The organism is Archangium lansingense (assembly GCF_026626635.1).
Taxonomy (GTDB): Bacteria; Myxococcota; Myxococcia; order Myxococcales; family Myxococcaceae; genus Archangium; species Archangium lansingense.
The window spans coordinates 236630-252127 of record NZ_JAPNKA010000001.1; the positions used below are offsets into that span (position 1 = coordinate 236630).

At 68.4% G+C, this 15498-nt stretch carries 10 protein-coding genes; 6 read left to right on the top strand and 4 right to left on the bottom strand.

Going from position 1 to position 15498, the window contains the following annotated elements; all coding sequences use genetic code 11:
* Positions 1-92 precede the first annotated feature (92 nt).
* The 4 genes from OV287_RS00925 (at position 93) to OV287_RS00940 (ending at position 5468) form a co-directional block, all read left to right on the top strand.
* Positions 93-2210 (top strand): two-component system sensor histidine kinase NtrB, encoded by a 2118-nt coding sequence (locus OV287_RS00925; RefSeq protein ID WP_267532051.1) that lies wholly within the window; start codon positions 93-95, stop codon positions 2208-2210.
* Complete coding sequence (locus tag OV287_RS00930; RefSeq protein ID WP_267532052.1) at positions 2200-3570, top strand: sigma-54-dependent transcriptional regulator; 1371 nt, start codon at positions 2200-2202, stop codon at positions 3568-3570. Before OV287_RS00925 ends, OV287_RS00930 begins: the two co-directional genes overlap by 11 nt.
* Before the next feature lie 54 nt (positions 3571-3624).
* A complete protein-coding gene (locus OV287_RS00935) occupies positions 3625-4956 on the top strand; it encodes an FG-GAP repeat domain-containing protein (RefSeq protein ID WP_267532053.1) in 1332 nt (443 codons plus the stop codon).
* Positions 4957-5075: 119 nt separating this feature from the next.
* Positions 5076-5468 carry a hypothetical protein gene (locus OV287_RS00940; protein WP_267532054.1) on the top strand — a complete coding sequence of 131 codons (393 nt, stop codon included), beginning with the start codon at positions 5076-5078 and terminating at the stop codon, positions 5466-5468.
* 13 nt (positions 5469-5481) lie between these two features.
* Here the strand turns inward: OV287_RS00940 and OV287_RS00945 are convergent, their stop codons facing one another.
* The 4 genes from OV287_RS00945 to OV287_RS00960 form a co-directional block, all read right to left on the bottom strand.
* Positions 5482-7233, bottom strand: coding sequence for a hypothetical protein (locus tag OV287_RS00945; RefSeq protein WP_267532055.1), 1752 nt, complete (start codon positions 7231-7233; stop codon positions 5482-5484).
* Between the two features lie 11 nt (positions 7234-7244).
* Positions 7245-7559 (bottom strand): hypothetical protein, encoded by a 315-nt coding sequence (locus OV287_RS00950; RefSeq protein ID WP_267532056.1) that lies wholly within the window; start codon positions 7557-7559, stop codon positions 7245-7247.
* A gap of 106 nt (positions 7560-7665) precedes the next feature.
* Entirely contained in the window at positions 7666-8559 is an 894-nt protein-coding gene (locus OV287_RS00955) for an RNA polymerase subunit sigma-70 (RefSeq protein ID WP_267532057.1), read from the bottom strand.
* Positions 8556-11666 carry a serine/threonine-protein kinase gene (locus tag OV287_RS00960; RefSeq protein WP_267532058.1) on the bottom strand — a complete coding sequence of 1037 codons (3111 nt, stop codon included), beginning with the start codon at positions 11664-11666 and terminating at the stop codon, positions 8556-8558. Before OV287_RS00960 ends, OV287_RS00955 begins: the two co-directional genes overlap by 4 nt.
* 284 nt (positions 11667-11950) lie before the next feature.
* Between OV287_RS00960 and OV287_RS00965 the strand changes: the two genes are divergently transcribed.
* Complete coding sequence (locus tag OV287_RS00965) at positions 11951-12358, top strand: hypothetical protein (protein WP_267532059.1); 408 nt, start codon at positions 11951-11953, stop codon at positions 12356-12358.
* Between the two features lie 299 nt (positions 12359-12657).
* Positions 12658-15402: a hypothetical protein gene (locus OV287_RS00970; RefSeq protein WP_267532060.1), complete on the top strand. Its 2745-nt coding sequence runs from the start codon at positions 12658-12660 to the stop codon at positions 15400-15402.
* The last annotated feature ends 96 nt before the right edge of the window (positions 15403-15498 follow it).

Below are 15498 nucleotides of genomic sequence, written 5' to 3' on the forward strand. Positions count from 1 at the left end.
GCTTGCTCCCCTGACGACCGGGGAGCACGGGAAGTCAAAACCCGCCCCTCCAGGTTTGGAGCCCCGGGCTACACTGGCCTCCCCCCGGCCCCATGAACCGCAACGCCTTCGCCTCCGTGCTCCTGCTGTGCATCGCGCTCGCGAGCGTGGTGGTGGGCGTGGTGCACCTCATCCGCCGGGACCGGGCTGCGCTGGTGGACCAGTTCGCCGCGGACCGCAAGGCCCAGGTGGAGGCCGCCGCTCGCGAGGTGGCTGATGCGCTTGACGACGCGGCCGATGATCTCCGCTTCGCCGGCGAGCTGCTCTCTCGCCCCGGCTCCATCACCGAGCACCGGCGCGAGCTGCTCGCCCTCCTGGAGGTGGTGGGCCAGTACAAGGCCATCGTCGTCCTGGATTCGGCGGGCTCCCAGCGCTTCACCATCATGGACCGGCGCGCAGGTCCGGCTGTCACCCGGGGCGCCGTGGGCACTGTCCTCACTGAGGCGGCTCGTGAGGCGCTCGCCCGGCCGCCCGGCGACATCCTCACCTCTCCGCCCGTGGCCGCCGCGCCTGGAGGTTGGTTCCGTGTCTTCGCCACCTCCTACGCGCCCTCCGAGGATGGGCCCGGGGGCTCGGTCGCCGTGCTGGTGGACACCGAGCCTTCCTTCGCCGCCCTGAAGCTCATCGCCACGAAGCCCCAGGCGAAGCTGCTGCTCATCGGCGCGCATGGAGTGCCCACCCCGGCGAGCGACCCCACCCTCATTGAATGGCACAAGCGGCTGGACGCCGAGGCGGGCCTCGTCCCGGCCTACGTGGAGCTGGTGGCGCACATGCGCGCGGGCGAGCGCGGCACCGTGCGCATCCCCGAGAACGAGGCGGCGCTGCTTGGCCTGGGCGCGGCGGATGTCATCGCCGCCTATACGCCTATTCGCATGCGCGGTGGCGCGCACTGGTCGGTGGCCACCTTCTCCACCACCGAGGAGCTGCGCGCCCACGAGCGCGGCGTCATTCTGCGCGTGGCGCTTGGCGCCATCCTGGTGGCCTTCTTCCTCATCGTCTTCGGCGCCTACGTCATCGTCGCCTCGAGCCGAGCTGTCGCGCTCCAAGAGAGCCTCCGCCACGCGGACCGGCTGGCCCACCTGCACGAGAAGACGCAGAAGATTCTCGACAACATCCCCACCGGTGTCCTGGCGCTCTCCGCGGCCGGGCGCATCACCGCCGTCAACCAGGCCCTGCGCGAACGGCTGCCTCCCACCGCCGTGGGCGCCTCGCTCCCCGAGGCCTTCCCCCATGCACCCGCCGCCGTGGTGGACCGGCTCTCCTCGCTGGTGGAGGCAGCCTGCTCCGCCGAGCGCGTTCTCAGCCTGCACGGCGAGCCGCTGTCTCTCTTTGGCCAGGAGGGCCAGTACCGCATCCACGCCGTGCCCCTGGAGCGCCTGGATGCCGAGGTTCGTGTGCTGCTCGTGGTGGAGGACCTGAGCAACGTGCACGCGCTCGAGTCCCAACTCCTGCGCGCGGAGAAGCTGGCCACGGTGGGCATCCTCGCCGCGGGCATTGCGCATGAGATTGGCACCCCGCTGGGCGTGGTGCGTGGCCGGGCCGAGTACGTGCTGGGCAAGCTGGGCGCGCAGCACCCGCAGGGAGCGGGCGTGCAGGTCATCATCGACCAGATAGACCGGGTGAGCCGCACCATCCGCCAGCTCCTGGACTTCTCCCGGGTGCAGCCGGCGCTGGTGAGGGACGTGGCGTTGGAGCCACTGCTGCGTGGGGCGCAGGAGCTGCTGCACGGCGAGGCCGAGCGGCGCAAGGTGAAGGTGGAGGTGGAGGTGCCCGAGGGACTGCCGCCGCTGTCGGCGGACCCGGACCAGCTTCAGCAGGTGGTGCTCAACCTGGCGCTCAACGCGTGCGATGCGTGCGAGCCCGGGGGCTCGGTGCGCATCGCCGCGCACGTGGAGGCGCCGGGCGAGCCGGGGGCCTGGAGCGGGGTGCGGATGACGGTGCGCGACAACGGGTGCGGCATTCCGCCCGAGAGTCTCCACCATGTCTTCGACCCCTTCTTCACCACGAAGAAGCGCGGCCAGGGCACGGGCCTGGGTCTGACGATGGTGGCTCAAATCGTGCGCAACCACGGGGGCCGCATCGAGCTGGAGAGTGAGCCCGGCCAGGGCACCTGCGTGACGCTGTGGTGGCCGGCCACGCCCCTGCCGAGCGAGGAGCGACATGCCGTCTGAAGGACGAGTGCTGGTGGTGGATGACCACGTGGAGATGGCTCGGCTGCTGTCCGACCACCTCACGGATGCGGGCTACACGGTGGACATGGCCACCACTGGGCAGGAGGCGCTCGAGGTGGTGCGCGGGCGCGTGCTGGACGCGGTGGTGTGCGATCTGCGCATGGAGCAGGTGGACGGCTTCGATGTGCTGGCCGCGGTGCGCAAGGTGGACCCGACGCTGCCGGTGCTCATCATGACGGCCTTCGGCGGGGTGGAGAACGCGGTGGAGGCCATGCGGCGCGGCGCCACGCACTACTTCACCAAGCCCTTCCGGCTGGACGAGGTGCTGCTGTACGTGCAGCGCGCCATCGCCGAGCGGCGGCTGCGCGAGGAGAACCGGGCGCTGCGTCAGGCGGTGGGGGACCGCTCGGCCTTCGCGGCGCTGGTGGGCCGCAGCGCGCCCATGCGCACCCTGTACGAGCTCGTCGAGCGCGTGGCGCACTCCCACGCCCCGGTGCTGGTGCGCGGCGAGAGTGGCTCCGGCAAGGAGCTGGTTGCCCGCGCGCTGCACTTCGAGGGACCTCGCAAGGAGGGTCCCTTCGTGGCGGTCAACTGCACGGCCATCCCCAACGCGCTGCTGGAGAGCGAGCTGTTCGGCCACGTGAAGGGCAGCTTCACTGGCGCTACCACGCCGCGCCGTGGCCTCTTCCTGGAGGCGGATGGCGGCACGCTCTTCCTCGACGAGATTGGCGACATGCCGCCCGAGCTCCAGGCCAAGCTGCTGCGCGTTCTGGAGGACGGTGAGGTGCGCGCGGTGGGCGCGGATGCCTCGCGCAAGGTGGATGTGCGCGTGGTGGCCGCCACGCACCAGGAGCTGGAGACGCGCGTTCGCGAGGGCCGCTTCCGCCAGGACCTCTTCTACCGCCTCAACGTGGTGCCGCTGCATGTGCCGCCCCTGCGCGAGCGGCGTGAGGACATCCCCCTGCTGGTGGAGCACTTCGTCGCTCAGTCGCGCAAGCGCAACCCGCGTGCGCGCCTCGCTGGTTTCTCTCCCGAGGCCCTCGCCGCGCTCGCTGCCGCTCCCTGGCCTGGCAACGTGCGCGAGCTGGAGAACCTCGTCGAGCGCCTCGCCGTGGTGACGGTGCAGGAGACGGTGGACCTGCCCACGCTCCAGCTCCATGCGCCCGGTGTGACGGTAGATGCCCATCCGCTGTCACGCGCCCAGGGCCGGCTCATCCCCCTGCGCCAGCTCGAGGGGGAGTACATCGCCTATGTGGTTGCGCAATGCGGTGGCAACAAGACGAAGGCAGCGGAAATCCTCGGCATCGACGTCTCCACCATCCACCGCCGCGAGCGCGAGCGGAGCGGAAACAGCACGTAGTCACGTGCGCGGTGTCTAGACTGCGGACCTCTCTTCACTGGAGGTTCTCGCCTCGTGTCTACGTCACGCACTTCCTCCCTCGTTCTTCTCGTCTGCGCGCTGAGCGCGGTGCTCGTCCTGTCGAATGGCTGTGCGCCGGATCTGCCGCCTGCTCCTGGCGGCGGAGGAGGAGGTGGTGGTGGAGGTGGCGGTGGTGGCGGGGGAGGGGGTGGCTCGGATGGAGGGGTGCTCGTGGTCCGCGGCGATGGCACCACCTTCGCGGCGAAGCCCACGTGCGCCAGCGGAGCCTCGTGTGCGGGCGCCTGCCCGGATGGTGGAGTCGTCTGCGCGGGCAACTGCGGCTTCCTGGCCCCGGTGCAGCTCGCGTTCGCTGGAGACCCGAGGGACATCGCGATCGGCGATGTGAATATGGACGGCCGCGATGACCTCCTCACGGCGAACAATGACGGCAGGTCGGTGGCCGTGCTGCTCAGTCAAGCCGGTAGCCTCTTCAAGAAGCCCGACCTGTGGACGGCCGGCAAGGAGCCCACGGCTCTGGCGCTCGAGGATTTCAACGGGGACGGGTCGCTGGATTTGCTCGTCGCCAACAGCGGTGATTCCAACCTCGCGGTGCACAAGGGCAAGGGCAACGGTGACTTCCTGGTGCCCGCCACCATCGCGGCCCCTGGCCTGAGTCTCAACGATGTGGTGGCTGGCAGCTTCGGTGCCGCCGTCCTCCGCACGGGCGAGCAAAAGCTCTCCGTTTTCCCGGTGAAGACGGATGGCACGTTGCAGGCGGCGGTCCACTACGACACCTCCCCCAGTGCCTACGCGCTGGTGGCCGAGGACTTCAACGGGGATGGCAAGCTGGACCTCGCCGTTACCCACGAGGGAGCCTGTGGCTCGTCGTCGAGCGCTCCGTGCGAGTCGGTGGGCGTGCTGCTGGCGTCCAATGAGAATGACACCTTCAAGAAGCAGGTGCTCACGCCCACGGGCGGCTCGCCGCGAGGCCTCGTGGCAGCGAAGCTCGATACCGACGCGGTGATGGACCTGCTCGTCGCTGACTCGAGCCGCAACCAGGTGCTCATGCTGCGCGGCAAGAACGATGGCACCTTCTACGCGCCGGTGGCCTACCCCGTGGTGAAGTCGCCGTCGCGGCTGGTGCTGGCGGACATCAACAAGGACTCGGTGAAGGACGTGTTGGTAGTGAGCGCCACCGGCAACCAGGTGAGCCTGTTGCTGGGTCAGCCAGGTGGCACCTTCTCGCCGCAGGTGCCGCTCACCGTCTGGCCTCAGGACCTGGGACTCCAGGGGTTGGCCGTCTCGGATTTCGACAAGGACAACACCAACGACCTGGCCGTTCTCACTCGGAACGGCATCCAGTTGTTGTGGGGTATCTGCCGGTAGACACACGAGGCGGTGGAAGTTGTCGCCCGTGCTGATGCGCGGGCTTGCCCGTGCCGGATGTCGGCCTCTTCGAGTAGTCTGTTGGGCTCGTCTCGCATTCCAAGAAGGTGGAATTGCCCATGGGATTGCTCTCGCGGCTGTTCGGGAATGGGGAGCCTGGTGCGAAGGGAGCTGCTTCCGGGGCCATGCCTCGGGGAGAGCCGGGGCACATCCCCGTGGCGGCGGTCTCGGAGGAGTACGCGTGGCTCCGAGACAACGCCTGCGAGTGTGGCGGCGAGTGGTCCCTGGTGCAGCAGTCCGTGAGCTCCAGCCCGGCGCTCCCCGAGCACCTGAAGCTCGACAGGCTGGAGGTGGCGTGTGACGACTGCGGCCGGGAGTCCGTCTTCACCTTCCAGGTGGACACCCACTCGCCGCAGTACCTCGAGGAGCAGCAGGCGATGATGAAGGAGCTCTTCGGCGACGATGCCGATGCGCTCTTCGGGGAAGAGGACAGTCCCTCGCGCAGAAGCTGAGCGGGCTGTTCTCTCAGAGTGCCACGCGCTCGCCCACGGGCGGCGGGGTGAAGGGGCGCAGTGCGTCGTCCTTCCAGCGCAGGAAGACGAAGGAGGGGTCCTCGAGCGGCCTGTCGAACGTGAAGCCGAGCCGCGTCGGGCCCTTGTCGTTCGTCTCCAGCACCGTCACCGTCAGGCCCTTCAGCTTCACCTGCGCTCCCTGGCGCAGCGGGTGGCTGCTCACGCCGCGGAACACTCCCTCGAACTCGCTGGTGAGGAACTGATTCCGGGTGAGCGTGAGCTCGATGGAGTCTGGCCCCGTGCGGGTGAGGACATGCGGCTCCGGAGACAGGGACAGCTGCCACCAGGCGAGCGGCTTCGGCATGCCGCGCGTGGCCATGACCATCGGGATGTACATGGACGTCATCGCCACCGGCATCGGGAGGACGACCAGTCGCTGCTGGGGGAGCCGCTGGTAGTCCAGCTCGCGCTCCAGCGTCTGGGCGACGGGCTCCAGCTGGACCCGTCCTTGCCAGAAGGCGAGCGTCATCAGCGGCCAGAGGAGCGGTGCCAGCACGAGGTGCATGAGCGCGAGCACGGCGGCACCGGCCGCCACGCCGCGGGGACGCCAGCCGCGCGCTCGCGAGCGCCACGCGTGCACGAGCACCAGCGCCACGGCCACCGAGCCACCCAGGCCCGGCACGAGCAGCAGCCGGTTGGAGGGGAAGGTGGCGGCCACCGGCAGCAGCGACAGCGCCGCGCCGAGGAAGAGCCAGCGGCAGTGCCGGCGCTCGTCCTCGGAGAGGAAGGGCCACGCGGCGCGCACCAGCAGCACCAGCAGCCCGAGCCCGAAAAGTCCGATGACCACCAGCGGGGGACGGACTGGCTCGCCGGCCACCCAGATGTCCGCGGGCACCTCCAGCAGCAGCCCACCGAGCAGCACGGGGATTCGCGCCAGCGCGCCCACCAGGAAGCGCCCCGGTTCACCCACCGGATCCATATAGGAGCCGGAGCCGTAGGCGCCGTACCCACGCAGCTTGTACGCCACGAGGTAGACGAGCCCGAGCAGCGCCGCCGGAGCGATGGACCGTAGCCGCTCCTTCACGCCGCTCCGCCCTCCGAGCAGTTCGTAGGCCAACACGTACGCGAAGAGGCCCAGTGCGGTCTCCCCTCCCAGCAGGCCGACGGCGAGCCCGGCCAGTGACAGGGGCAGGGCCCAGGGCCGGTGGTGCTCGCGCCACTCGAGGTGCATCCACAGGCCGAACAGCGCGGGCACGGCGGCCACCAGCGCGTTGCGGTTGGCGATCCACCCGGCGACCATGAAGTGCGCGCCGTCGATGGCGAAGAGGAACAGCGCGAGCGCCCCGATAGCTCCCGGCAGGAAGCGCCGCAGCAGCGCGCCGTAGAGCGCCACCATTCCCAGGTACCAGGCCAGCGAGTGCAGGTGCCAGCCCACCGCGTTGCGGCCGAAGAGCCGGTGGTCCATCACCGCGAGCGCGCTCGACAGGGGTCGCCAGAAGCTCAGCTTCAGCTCGGGCAGCGTCCACCAGGGATAGGGCCCCTCGTCCATCAGCCGCTGAAGCTCCGTGGGGTTACCGCCCGCGAAGCGGAACAGGTCCCAGGGCGTCCCCGGGGCGGGAAAGCCCTCGAGGATGAGCAGGTGGACGTAGTCGTCACTGACGAAGCCGATCCACGCCGTGGGCAGGGTGAGCACCAGCGCCGCCACCAGCGAGAGCCACAGGATGCGCGGGAAGGCGAACCACCGACCTCGGGAGGAAGTGTCCATGGGCCTATCTATTACGCCTTGCTGCGCGCGCGGTCCCGGCCTTCCTCATCCTTGATGGAGGCGAGAATCCCGAGTTCGTGGATCGCATCGACTTCCATCCAGGCGGCTTCGGCGCCGATTACGGACGCGCGATCGGTGGCAGCAACCCTGACTTCGAGCCCGAGGAGGTTGCGCGGATCGAGGTCCACTTCGAGTCGGCTCAGTCGAAGCATGCGATGGCCGGGCAGGTGCACGCCATGGCCGCCTCCATTCCCGGGTTGTGCCAGCCCTGGCGACTCCTGCAGGAACACGCGCAGGGCGGGCCAGAACAGCCGCATGAACAGCATGTGGACCACGTATACCGCGCGGGCAAGCAGTCGCCCTGGACCGGGACACCTGTTCCGGACATGAGCAGCGGGCCTCCCACGTGTGTGGGGGCCCTCTGTTTGTCTTTCAGCCCAGCATTCGTCGGAGGCTGATATCCAGCTGGCTGCGCACCAGCCCCAGGAGGCTCTCCGTCGCGAGGGAGTCCTGCTTCAGCCGGGAGGCCAGCTCCATACGGACGCGCTCGAGCAGCAGCTCGCGGGCGCTGGCGACCTTGCGCGCCATGCCGGAGCGTGAGTCGCCGTACATCAACGCGAGCCGATCCATGGTGAGGCCATGGAAGTGGTGCAGGCGCAGCAGGGTGCGCTCCTGCTCCGAGAGCGCCTCCACCGCCTTCTGGAGCACCTCGATGAGGTGCTGACGCGCGTCCTCTCGGAGCAGCTCGTGCTCCGGATTGCCCGAAGCCAGCATCCGCGCGAACGCCTCCGGGGGCTCGGTGACGAGGAGCTCGCGCCCGTTCCGCTTCACCAGCTCGCCGGCGATGCGCGCGGCGATGATGCCCACCCAGGTCAGCAGCGGCCCCCGGCCCCCGTAGCTCTCGAGCTTGGGCGGCGTCCCCTCGCTGCCCACCAGCAGCCGCTCGCGGAGCACCTGCAGTACCTCCTCCACCATGCTCGGTGACAACGCCCCGAGCCGTGCGGGGATGTGCCGGAGGATGTGCTGCTCGAAGGCCCCGAGGGCCGAGGGCTCCCCGGTGGCGCAGGCGCACGCGAGGTACAGGTCGGCGCCATGGAGGATGTGCATCACCTCCGAGGATTTTCCCGCGGGCAGGTGCCGGGCCAGGTGCCGCACGAAGGCCTCGGCCGGGAACTTCAACGTGGGCCACGCGGCCCGGGCCGCCTCGACGTGCTTGCTCAGCAGCGCCTCGAGCCCCTCCACGGCCTCCAGCTCCGCGCGCTGCGCCAGGGGCACGTGCTCCCGCAGCAACGCCGCCAGGGTGTCTGTTTTTCGTTCCTCGCTCATCGCTTCCCCTCACGCCGCTGCCAGGCCAGCACCTTCTGGAGACCCATCCGGCCCCGGACGCCCACGGACTCCAGCCGCGTCCGGGCCTCCTCGGCCATCGCGAGCGCACGCGCCCGGTCCGGGGAGGTGCGCGTTTCCAGGAGCGCTCGGGCCAGCACGAAGGCGGTCTTGCTGGCGACCAACGGGTCTCCGGGTCTGCCCCTTTGGGTGAGTATGTACCAGGCGCGCTCGAGGAGCGGTACGGCCTTGTCCGCGGCGCCCAGTGCCAGATACGCCTCCCCGGTACAGGTCAGGGCGCTGGCACCGTTCTCGGACTCCAAGCCATCGGCCTTCTCGGTGAGCTTCCGCGCACGCTCGCAGTACTCGAGTGCCTCCTTCGGAGCCTTGGTTTCAAGGGCCACCTCGGCCAGGGGGAGTAGCACCGACACCGCGCCCGCCCCACCAGGGCCTTGCGACTTCTCCATCCACGTCAGCGCGTCCAGCAGGTCACGCCGTGCCTCGGGATGGTGGCCCGAGAACAGGTGCGCATACCCCCGGATCGTGAGTGGCAGGGTGGCGCGCGGTGTGTCCGGGCCCAGCGACCGCTGGATGCGCTCCAGGGCCTCGGTGGTGAGGGCGATTGTCTTGTCGTGCTGGCCTGCCTCGCCGTGCAGCATCGCTTGCTCCGTGAGCACCTGGACGACAGTGAAGTGGTTGGGTCCACGGGCGCCCTCGAAGATGGTGCGCGCCCGCTCGAGCAGGGGCCGCGCCTCCTCCAGCCGGCCCTGGGCGCGCAGGTTCACGGCGAGGTTCAGGAGCAGGGTCGCGAGGACGGTGTTTTCCGGGACGGGAGACGCCTCCTGGAGGGCCAGGGCTTTGCGCTGGATGTCGACGGCCTCGGCGCGCCGGCCCACCTGCGTGTAGGCCGAGGCGACTCTGTCGTAGGAAATCACGAGGTTCGGGTTGTCGGGGCCCAGCAGGCGCTTGCGTATCTCGAGGGCCTGGAGGTGGAGCTCCAGCGACTCCTCGTTGCGGTGCTGGCGCATGCGGAGCCGGCCGAGTATGTGGAGGAGGCTGGCCGTGCGGAGGCTGTCCGGGCCATTCCTCCTGCGCGAGAACTCCAGACCCTGGAGCGCCTCCTGCTCCGCCTCGGCGAGCCTCCCTTGCTGATCCCTCAGCGAAGCCTGGCGGTGGTGCAGTTCCGTCGTGATGTCGGGGAAGCGCTCGCGCCCCAGTCGCTCGACGGCGGCCTGGGCGTGCCGGACGAGCTTCTCCGCGTCCGCGGGGCGGGACAGCGACTCGCCCACCACCCAGATGAGCTCCAGCCATGCACGCGCCACGGTCTCGTCATCACGCCCGGCCTCGGCGGCCCACAGGGCCTGGTAGAGGAACTCCTCCGCCTCCTTCGGTTTGTCGTTCTCCCCGTGGATCGTGCCGTGGGCCAGGAGCACCTCCGCCGCCAGCGGCTTGTAGTCGAGCCCCTTGATTTCCTCGAGAAGGGCCGACGTGACCGCGAGGCCGTCGGGGTAGCGGCGCGCCACGAGGTGGGCCCGGGCCTGCGCCAGCTTGTGCCGTACCGCATCCACCCGGGGGCGGAGGTTGTCGGGGGGCTGAGGGCGGCTGGAGAGCCCGGGCGAGTCCCGGCATCCGGCGAGCCCCTCGAGGGAGGCCGCCAGTTGGGGCGCGTTCTGCACCGTCAGCGCGTCCGCCTTCTCGAGCACCTCGGTGGTGGCGGCGAGCTGCCAGAGCCGAGCGTCGAGGCACGCGGCCGTCTGCCAGGAAGTGGCGTCCGAGGTGTCACTGCCCGCGGCCAGGCAGGCCTCGGTGCGCAGCGTACGCCACTGGTCGGCGTAGGCGTCCAACGCCGCCGAGAGCCGCTCCCAGGTCGGCGCGGCGTAGGGAGCGCCCGTGGCGAGGAAGGCCGCACGCACCCGCTCGCGCCGAGCGGGGCTCCAGGCGGCCGCGAGCTTCTCCACCTCCTGCTCGCAGCGCGCTTCGCGCCGTTGCGTCACCCCGTAGGCGGCGATGGCCCCCAACACTCCGGTCACGGTCGCCGTGGCCACCACCCACGTGAGCATCCGTCGGGGCGGTGGGGTGAGGGCCGCCAGCAGGGCCTCCATGGAGGGGAAGCGCTCGTCGGGCTCGGCGCGCAGCCCCCGGAGCACCGCGCGCCGCACCCGGGCGGGGACCTTTACTTCGCGCTCCGGTGGAGTCACCCGGCCCTGCTGAACGGCGTTGGCCAGCTCCCTCAGGGTCTCTCCTTGGAAGGGACGCAGGCCGAAGAGGGCTTCGTAGAGCGCCACGCAGAAGCTGAACTCGTCCGAGCGCGCGTCGGCGCGCTGGCCGCGCAGCAATTCCGGTGCGAGGTAGGCGGGAGTTCCCAGCACGAGGCCTGTCCGGGTGAGGGGGCTCACAGGGGTGACAGCGGCCTCGGGGCTCACCTGCGGAGAGGGGCCGTCCTCCTGGTGGAGCAGACGGGCGATGCCGAAGTCCGTCACGTACACCCGGCCATCCCGCCCCAGCAGGGCGTTGGCGGGCTTGAAGTCGCGGTGCACCAGACCCGCCGCGTGCGCGGCGGCCAGTCCCCGCCCGGCGTCCAGGAAGACCCGGAGCACCTCCCTCCACGGGCGCGGCTCCTTCATCCACTCCGCCAGCGTGGTGCCTTCCACCAGCTCCATGGCCAGGAAGATGCCGTCGCCATGGGGGCCCACGTCATAGAGGGTGACGACGTTGGGGTGGGAGAGCCGGGCCAATGACTGGGCCTCGCGCAGCAGCCGCTGCTGCAATTCTTCCCGGTGGTGTCCCTCGGGACGCAGCACCTTGAGGGCCACCCTGCGGCCCAGCTCCGGGTCATCCGCCGCGTACACCACCCCCATGGCCCCGGAGCCGAGGTGCTCCCGCACCACGTACCGGGAGACGGTGGAGCCGGAGGCCAGCGTTGGCGGGGAGCTCTCCTCCGTGAGAGTCGCCGAGGGGCTGGAGAGGACCCGAGCGCCATCTCCCGCTGCCAGCACCCACTGGCAGTCCGCACAGCGCTCCACATGCGCCAGGACTTCACCTCTGTGCTCCTCGGAGAGCAACCCCGCCAGGAAGTCGCTCAGCGTCGTTTCTTGGGGGCATGTTTTCATGGGGTGGGATTCGGCGATCGAAAGATTTTTTGGGACGCACGCCGGGCCATTCCCTCTTTTACCCCTGAATGCCCTGGGCATCCCTTGCCTGGTTGCCGCACGCACGGAGTGGAGATGCGTCTGCCTGAATCTTTGAAGCCTGCTGGTAGCTCCGCCCTGCTTCGGTGTGGGCCAGGCCCGCGCCGTCCGCCGTGTCCCAGGTATGCCGGGCTTGTCTTCCACATGTCGGCGATTCCAGCACTCACCATCACACCGCAGTAACAAGCGAAAGGAAGCAGATGCGTATGCGACGATATTCGAATCTTTCTGCAACCATGGCGGCAATGATTGCCGCGACCGTGATTGTTGTCCCATCTGCTCATGCAGAAGAGTTCCTGTTCGGGTGGATCTCGCGAGACTCACCCAGGGGGGGATACTCGGATGTTGAGGTTTATATGACCTCGGGCACTTCCGGTTTCATGCAGGTGTGCGATAGCGGAGCGCCAGACGGCCTGCGAGCTGTGGGGATCCTCGAGTGGGGTAGCTACAGCAAGGAAGTGCAGGATGCGGGCGGCTCCAATGGGCTTTGCGAGACCGAAGACGTATCTTTTCCCCGCGACGGCTCGGGCATACGCGTTACGGTGTGGAGCTGCCTGAGGAACGGTGCCACTGGCGTTCTCCAGTACTGCGACTCCAATTTCATCTTCATGTAGCTCGAGTTGCCGCCGTCAGCGGTGGCACGGAAGACTCCGGAGTCTTCTTGTCGCCCCAGAATTCCTCCTCGGGAAGAGCGCAAGCGCCCGCGCGAGCCGAGCATTCCCATACATCCGTTTCCTGTTCTCGTTGGCAGTTAAGCTGTTCGTGTGTTCTCGAGCCTGTTCGTTTCTTTCTCCCCTCAATGGGGAGTTCGCGAAAAGGCCTCGAGCATGCAACGCTTTATTCGTGAGAGCGATAATCAGGCGGTTGTCAGTCGTTATTCCTTTCATTTTCACCCTCTCTCCCGGAGATTCCCATGAGCCACGGCATCAAATCAGGTGACACGCTGTCCCGTATTGCCAAGGACCACCGCACCACCAATCAGTCCAAACGGGCGCAGAAACCGCTCGAGACCACGAAGGAGAAGACCGCGCCCTCCGTGAAGCGCGCCGAGGGAGCCAGGCAGCAGGTGAACGTCCTGGCCACGAAGGATGGGACGCACGACATGTTCGCCTCGACCTTCGAGGACATCCGGCACGGTGCGGGGCTCGATAGGCTCTTCGGCCGGTCCCAGGTCGCTGAAGGTGCCGGGGCGTCCTCGCTGCTGACGGAGGATGCCAACGACGGCAAGGTGAACTGCCTGGATGTCGCGGCGGACTGGGTGAACAAGGCCTCGCCGGAGGACCGTGAGCGCTCGGAGATCGTCTTCCTCGAGGACAAACGTCCGGGAGCGGAAGGCCAGTCCGGCCACGTGGTCGTGCGCCAGGGCGAGAAGGTCATCGACCCGTCCAACAACAAGAGTTACGAGTCGCTGGAGGCGTACCTTGAGGAACAGCCTCATTACCAAGAGGCGGGCCGTGTCTCCGCCACGGATGCGAAGCGCATCCTGGACACGCCTCCCGGTTCTCCAGAGCGAGCCGAGGCACTGTCCCAGGCCGGAATCTCCCCCGAGCTCCAGAAGATGATGGTGGCGGATTCCCAGGGCGCGACCGGGCCCCGGGGAAGACCGGAGCCGTTCTCCCCCACGCCATCGCCAGAGCCGACCCCGAATCAGCCACTGAATCCCAAGTCGGTGGCGCTCGCCAACGAGTACTACGAGAAGCTGATCAAGCGGGCTCCCGCCACGAATGGTGATGCGCGTATGCGGGGGGCGTTCTACGAGGTCATCAAGCAGAACAAGCACGACCCCGACTTCGTCGCCCAGTTCGTCAAGCGCTGCAAGGATGACAAGGTGCTCGAGAAGATCGTCGCGCCGGGTGACGGCTCCGGCGACTTCGAGACGGACCCCCGCAGCGGCCAATACAAGTTCACCAACAAGGACGCCGAGGAGTCCCGGGAGAACACCCTGGACGCGCTCCGCATCGCGCGCTCCAAGGGCTACCTCTCAGACCAGGAGGTCCGCGACTTGGCCGCGAAGAACGACACCTGGAAACACCTGGGGGAACGGCTCGGCATCCAGCGGGTCGGGAAGGAGCCCATCCACGATGCCGCGGTGAACGAGCTCAAGGCCAAGAAGGCCGAGCTCGACAAGGCGAACGAGGCGGTCCAAGAGAAGAACGAGGTGCTCGGCCGGCAGCTCGCCGGGCTGAAGGGAGGGCTCACCCAGGAGCAAAAGGAAAAGTATGTCGAAGCCTTCCGCAATGACCCGAAGAACAAAGAGGTCTATGAGAAGGCGGACCAGAAGGCCAAGGAGCTGAACGACATTCTCCAGAAGCATGCGAATCTGCCTCGGGCAGCCATCCAGGATCCGCAGGCGCGCCAGGTCATCTACGATTCGCTCAAGGCGGTAGCGAACTCACCCACGCCCAAGGCGGCCGTCGGCTTCGCGAAGCAGCTCAAGAAGGATCCGGAGCTGCAGAAGGCCTTCGCGACCCATCCCAATTTCGAGAAGGACATCACGGCGCCGGCCATCAAGAACCTGGCTGGACAGTACCTCGCGGAGCATTCCGGCGATCCGAAGTCGGCCTATCAGCAGTACAAGGAAGACATCAAAACCCTCGTCGATTCCTACGCCAAGCCCGGGGTGGAGGCGGCGGGTTCCGCGGCCGGAGCAAAGGGGGCGTATGCGGAGTGGGCAACCCTCGACGCCGCGGCGGCGGGCGAGCCGGACGACCTCCGCAGATTGACCGCGGATTGGGACAACGCGACTCCCACCCAGCGGGCCGCGAAGGGGGGCGTGGTCGTATTCTACGCCGCCTATGCCAAATTGAAGGAAGGGGACGGGGAGTACGCGGACGCCCTCAAGGAGCTCTCGGCGGCTGGGGAGAAGGGCTCCGAGCTCCTCGCGGGCGCGACGCAGAGTCTGGTCAATGCGGGCAAGCTTGGAAGCAAGGGGGCCAACGCCGCCAAGTTCCTGGCGCGGCTGGCTCCCGGCCTGGGACTGGCCGCCAATTTCGCCTCCGGCGTGTCCCACTGGCAAAAGCTCAATGAGACGAAGAATCCCGCCTACGCGTTCGCGCTCGTGGGCGACGCGGTTGCCGTTGCCGGCAACATCGCTTCCCTGGTCCCGGGGGGAGGACTGGTAGCGGGCCCGTTGGTCCGAGGCTTCGGCGAGGCCGTCAGCGGCATCGCGGAGGTCATCGGCAACGGCATCGAGGACTGGAAGAAGCGGCAAGACGTCAAGCGTTACCTGGAGTCGGCGGTCACCGACAAGAACTACCGGGAACAGTTGTTCTACGGCAGCTCCCATCAGCTCGACGACCTGTCCAAGGACCTGGGGCTTTCGCCAGAGCAGATCCAGGATCTGTCGAAGTACTTCCCGCTCGTGAACCGGAAGCCCAACGAAAACGAGCTCTTCGGGTTCGCTCAGCGGATGAAGGCCGCCGGACTCAAGGGAGACGTGGTTCATGGGCTCCTCGAGGCCGTTGCCAAGAGCAACCCTCGAGATCCGGCACGGGCGCTCGAGATGTTCGTGGACCCCCTGAACTTCCAGCAGCCGACCGGTCCTCTCTGGAACAGGGCCGATGTCCTGGCCGAGCTGACCAGCCTCGAACGGGACAACCCGGCCATCGCTGCGGCGGTCAAGTACCTGAAGAGCCTGCCGCCCGAGCGGCCTCGATAGCCGCTTCGAGGCGCGTGGTGGATGCAGGGCGCGGCGGCCACGCGAGCGACCGGAAGATTTTTGGGACGCCGGCCGGGTCTTTCCCTCTTTTCCTCC